Raw genomic sequence first — 5,210 nt, 5'->3', positions numbered from 1 at the left:
ATCGCGATCGACAATCCAGCGATCGCTCTCAAAAATCACCACCAAAAGCCACTAAAAAATCTCCTAACGATTTTCCTAACGATTCGCAAATGACTATTTTTGACACCACTGCTCCCTAGTAAGTAGCTAGGCATAAGTAAACTTAAAACCCAGAATCTGTAGCGCACGCGCAGCGTGCGCTACAGATTCTGGGTTTTAAGTTTACTTATGCCTAGCTACTTATAACCAAAAAATAAACTTCGATAAACTTTAATGAAAAAAAAAGATGATTGGTTTCGGATTGCGTTGCGCTGGAGAGGCTCCGTAGTTCCAGAAGTTTTACCACGATCGCTATTGTGTGGATTATTTAGTATTTTTATCTATATCCTTCATCTCTCTAATATCAGAGTTTCTTTACCGATTCTTGGCAGTATCATTCCAGATATCGTACTGGGTTTATTGCTGGTATTTCGGACAAACACTGCTTATGAAAGATTCTGGGAAGGTCGCAAAGCATGGGGTCTGCTTGTAAATACCGTAAGAAATTTATCGCGCCAAATTCTAGTGGCGATTTTAGAAAAGGAACCCCGCGATCGCGAAGCGAAAATTGCAGCGGTGAAAATGTTACCAGCCTTTGCGATCGCCTTAAAACTACATTTGCGATCGGAGTCAATTAACTCTGAACTGGCGGCAAATCTCTCTCCTGAGCAATTTGAACGATTGAAAACGATGAACCATCCCCCGCTGGAAATTGCATTTTGGCTTAGTAGCTACTTACAAGAACAAACTCAGCAAGGAAAACTAGATCGCTATCAGCTAAACGATATGATTCAGCTTTTACATCAAATGGTTGATGTTGTGGGTATTTGCGAACGCATTCTCAGGACTCCGATCCCTCTAGCCTATGCCATTCACCTCAAGCAGTTATTAATGATTTATTGCTTATCTCTTCCATTCCAAATGGTCGATCAACTGGAATGGATGACCGCCCCCATCGTCACTTTGATTAGTTTTACCCTATTAGGAATAGAAGAAATTGGCATTCAAATTGAAGACCCCTTTGGTCACGATACTAATGACTTACCTCTAGATAATATTTGTAACGCTATGCAACGAAATATTGACGATTTGATTTTTATCAGTTCTGAACCCCAAAAAATCTAAACTTATACCAAGTAAAGAAATGGCTACGCCATTTCTTTACTTGGTATAGCTATATTCACTTAAGTCAGGACATCAAACCCAATAGAGAGTTGCGGCGCGAAGCGCCGCAACTCTCTATTGGGTTTGATGTTTGTCCTAACATTACCGACTATTACCAAATCACAAAATGGCTACGCCATTTTATGATTTAAAAACCCTTACTAGATTTGGGTTTTAATTCCCAAAAGTGTAGCCACACTTTTGGGAATTGGTAATAGCTATAGCTGGGCATAATTAATTACAAACCAAAGCCCGTAAAGTTGCGCCCCTAAGGGGCGCAACTTTACGGGCTTTGGTAATTTTGCACAAGTACTTATGGCAAGGCAATAATTTCTTGCGGGTTAAGAAGTTTGAGCCTTCAGCCATGCCCAAGGCAGAGCCAGCATCTTGTTTGAACGGGGTACAAAGGCACGGCGCATAAATACTTCGTAATTATTTTTTTCGATCGCCTTTAAAATATTGCGATACAAAATTAACGAAGACCATACTGGCCATCGCGCATCGCGACATAAAGCCGAAATGCCATCTTCCGCGTGTTGATAAAACTCTCTCGCCCGTTGGATCTGGAAGCGCATTAACTCAACCCAGCGATCGTCAACAGTACCGCTTAATAAATCTTTTTCGGTATAGTCGAAATAGTGTAAATCCTCAAGGGGCAGATAAATACGACCTCGTTGAGCATCTTCACCAATATCTCGCAAAATATTAGTTAATTGCATGGCGATACCCAACGCGATCGCCGCTTCAGTTGCGGTCGCAATTACCGATGGATCCTTCGTCTCAAAGCCCATAATTGCCGCTGACATTAAACCGACTGTTCCCGCAACGCGATAGCAGTATAAATGCAGATCGTCAAAGGTTTGGTAGCGATCATATTTAAGATCCATGCGCATTCCTGAGATCATATCTTTGAAAGGCTGGATCGGCATTGGATAATGCTTGACCGTATCGGCTAAGGCGATATCTGAGGCATGAATCGGTTCACCACGGAATGTCGCCTCCAACTGTTTCTCCCAGTTAAAGAGCGTTTCGGCATCTGTGGTATCTGCTTGCATACCATCGACGAGTTCGTCGGTGCGACGACACCAAGCATAAATAGCCCAAGTAGCGCGTCGTTTTGCTTCTGACATCAGCATCGTACCAAGATAAAAAGTCTTAGCATACTTTGCGGTGATGCAACGACAAATCTCGTAGGCTTCATCCAGACTGACTGGCTGACGCATTCCCATTGGCTTAGGCAGTGACGACAGATGGATTTGACTGGTTTTCGTTAGAGGTTCGACCAAGGACTTTACTTCCAGAAGATTGACTTGCTTTTTGATTTGCGCTTTGACTTGCTTGATGGATTTCCTGTGCTGTTAGCTTACCAGAAAGTACCGCCCCTTCCATACTCCCAAAAAAGGGTTGAGCTGTATAGCTACCTGACAAAAAGAAATTAGCGATCGGTGTGGCTTGATGAGGACGGAATTGTTCGCGTCCAGGGATTGCCGTATAAATCGATCGCGGAGTCTTGACGATATGGGACTTTAAGACTTGGGCAGGGCTGGGGAGATACTGTGGAAAGAGTTTGGCAAGTTCGTTAAGGGTTGCTTCTAAGATTTCGCTATTGGGGCGATCGATCCAATCCGCCGCAGGGGCAAAGACTAGCTCTAGCATTGATTTGTCGGGGTCGGCGTATTCCTTACAGGAGTTGCTCATGTCTGAATAAACGCTCAGCAGGGGCGATCGCGAAAATAGGGTGTGATCGATATCGGTAAGCTTGCGATCGAACCAGATCTGCACGCTAATTACGGGTACGCCTTCAAGGTTGTCTAGCTGCTGAAAATAGGGCAATCCTTGCCAGTTTGCAGGAATATAGTTTTTAAATGCGTCCACTGACATCGCCGAAACGTAAGCATCGGCAAAAATTTCGCGACTGGGGGAGCCGTCAGTACCTTGGACGATTAACTTTTGCACATTGCCATCTTGATCGGTGACGATTTCCTTGAGAGCCACGCCTGTATACACTTCGCCACCTCTGGCTACGACATGATCCACGATGGGCTGACAGAGACGTTCGGGAGGTGCGCCATCGAGATAGGCAATTTTCGAGCCGTCCTTTTGTTGGAGAAACTTATTGAGGGCGCGGAGGGGAATCGTTGCCGAAATGACATCAGGGTCGATAAATTTGAGGGATTTACAAACGGCAATAAAAATATCGGTGGTAATGTCTTTACCAATGCCACGCATTGCTAGCCATTCCTCGAAGGTGTATTTATCCATGGAGACAACGTAGTCATCGCCACGCACGATCGCGGGAATTAGCCCGATCGCAAACCGAATCTTTTGATTCCACGTGAGCATATCGTTGTTGCGAAGAATCGAGACAATGATATTAAAGGGTGAAGGAATATCGGGTACATCAAACCATGACAATACCCCTGGCTTTTCAGGTTGATTAAAAATTAAAGCATGGCGTTTCCATTGCAGGCGATCGAGGATATTTAGCTCGCCCATCAGTTGCAACATATTGGGATAAGCACCAAAAAAGTTATGCAGCCCCGTTTCGATCCAGTCGCCATCAGCATCTTTCCATGCTGCTACTAAGCCGCCGAGAACGTTACTGCGCTCTAGCAAAATCGGCTGATGTCCCAAATCCACCAAATACTTGGCACAGGATAATCCTGCTAACCCTCCTCCAGCGATCGCCACGCGCATATTTTTTCGATACCTGTACTTTTAAATTTTTATGCTTAATAATCTCCATCTTACTTTGCAAAGCTTAATAATTTACTAATTACTAATTTTTATGGGCAAAAATCGTCGAGGAACCCATTTTTGTTTTAAGTTAGGATGGCGAACGCAAATTCATCTGCAAATTCATCTTAGCTAGTATGGTCAAAAGCCTCGTTGATTCCCCTCAGATATCTCCCACTCCCTCGCGCAAATTATGGATGGCAGCGATTAAATTACCGATGTATAGCGTGGCGATCGTCCCGATTGCGACGGGGACTGCGGTTGCTTATCGTGATACTGGGGCAATCAACTGGGCGGTATTTACAATCTTTTTAGGCGCTGCCGTTGTTATCTTAGTTTGGGAAAACCTTTGCAATGATGTATTTGATGCCGAAACTGGCATTGATATTAACAAGGCGCATTCCGTTGTCAATCTTACGGGTAAGAAAAATTTAGTCTTTGCGATCGCTAATATCTGCTTGCTACTGGGCATTAGTGGCGTATTGGCAATTTCATGGCTACAGCAAGATGCGGTGGTGGTGAGTCTGGTGGCGCTCTGTTGCGTTCTCGGCTATATGTACCAAGGTCCTCCCTTTCGACTGGGATATCAAGGATGGGGCGAAATTTTATGTTTCTTTGCCTTTGGTCCCTTAGGCGTTTCCGCAGCCTATTACAGTCAAACCCAATCTTGGTCGATTGGCTCCCTTGCCGCCGCAGTTGTTGTGGGCATCATCACCAGCTTGATTCTCTTCTGTTCCCATTTCAATCAAGTAGAGGATGATCTTGCCGCAGGTAAGCGATCGCCCGTGGTGAGATTGGGAACCAAGAGGGCTTCCCAGCTTTTGCCTTGGGTCTGTGCGGTAATTTATGCGGTGACAATTGCGGCGATCGCCTTGCAATTTTTCCCAGTCTGGACAGCGATCGTATTAATTAGCCTGCCTATTGCTTGGAAACTATGCACCTTCATTGGCGATCACCATGAGCAATCGGAAATGTTACTCAACTGTCGATTTATTGCCGTAGCTTTGCACTTTGTTGTTGGTTCATGCCTGAGTGTCAGCCTGATTTTCTAGAATTTTTTATACATAATTCGGCATAATTATAGCTACAGTCACTTGAATTAGGACAAATCAAAGAATTAATTGGCGGCACTTCGCGCCACCAATTAATTCTTGGGGTTTATGTTCTAGTAAATTTGGCGACAGCTATAAAAGCCAAAACCAATAAGGTTTTGAGATTCCCAAAATGGCGTTGCCATTTTGGGAATTGGTATTACTTGACTTAGGACAAATCAAACCCCAAGAATTGATTGG

At 44.3% G+C, this 5,210-nt stretch carries 4 protein-coding genes; 2 read left to right on the top strand and 2 right to left on the bottom strand.

What is annotated here, in order from left to right; all coding sequences use genetic code 11:
• The first annotated feature begins 252 nt into the window (after positions 1 to 252).
• Complete coding sequence (locus AC805_RS18540) at positions 253 to 1,143, top strand: bestrophin family protein (protein WP_055076762.1); 891 nt, start codon at positions 253 to 255, stop codon at positions 1,141 to 1,143.
• A 380-nt stretch (positions 1,144 to 1,523) separates the two neighbouring features.
• On the opposite strand, the gene AC805_RS18535 is transcribed toward AC805_RS18540, so the two are convergent.
• Together AC805_RS18535 and pds are read right to left on the bottom strand one after the other, a co-directional pair.
• Positions 1,524 to 2,411: a phytoene synthase gene (locus AC805_RS18535; RefSeq protein ID WP_055076761.1), complete on the bottom strand. Its 888-nt coding sequence runs from the start codon at positions 2,409 to 2,411 to the stop codon at positions 1,524 to 1,526.
• 4 nt (positions 2,412 to 2,415) lie between these two features.
• Positions 2,416 to 3,879, bottom strand: a complete 1,464-nt coding sequence (pds, locus tag AC805_RS18530) for a 15-cis-phytoene desaturase (RefSeq protein ID WP_055076760.1) — start codon at positions 3,877 to 3,879, stop codon at positions 2,416 to 2,418.
• Between the two features lie 176 nt (positions 3,880 to 4,055).
• On the opposite strand from pds, the gene menA reads away from it, so the two are divergent.
• Positions 4,056 to 4,970, top strand: coding sequence for a 2-carboxy-1,4-naphthoquinone phytyltransferase (menA, locus tag AC805_RS18525; protein ID WP_055076759.1), 915 nt, complete (start codon positions 4,056 to 4,058; stop codon positions 4,968 to 4,970).
• Positions 4,971 to 5,210 lie beyond the last annotated feature (240 nt).

Source organism: Pseudanabaena sp. 'Roaring Creek' (assembly GCF_001402795.1).
GTDB lineage: Bacteria > Cyanobacteriota > Cyanobacteriia > Pseudanabaenales > Pseudanabaenaceae > Pseudanabaena.
This window is presented reverse-complemented; position numbering and strand designations above follow the sequence as displayed.

Excerpts from the sequence above, each read along its gene's own strand:
- menA (WP_055076759.1), top strand. The coding sequence starts at position 4,056 with ATGGTCAAAAGCCTCGTTGATTCCCCTCAGATATCTCCCACTCCCTCG.
- AC805_RS18535 (WP_055076761.1), bottom strand. The coding sequence starts at position 2,411 with ATGGGAATGCGTCAGCCAGTCAGTCTGGATGAAGCCTACGAGATTTGT.
- AC805_RS18540 (WP_055076762.1), top strand. The coding sequence starts at position 253 with ATGAAAAAAAAAGATGATTGGTTTCGGATTGCGTTGCGCTGGAGAGGC.
- pds (WP_055076760.1), bottom strand. The coding sequence starts at position 3,879 with ATGCGCGTGGCGATCGCTGGAGGAGGGTTAGCAGGATTATCCTGTGCC.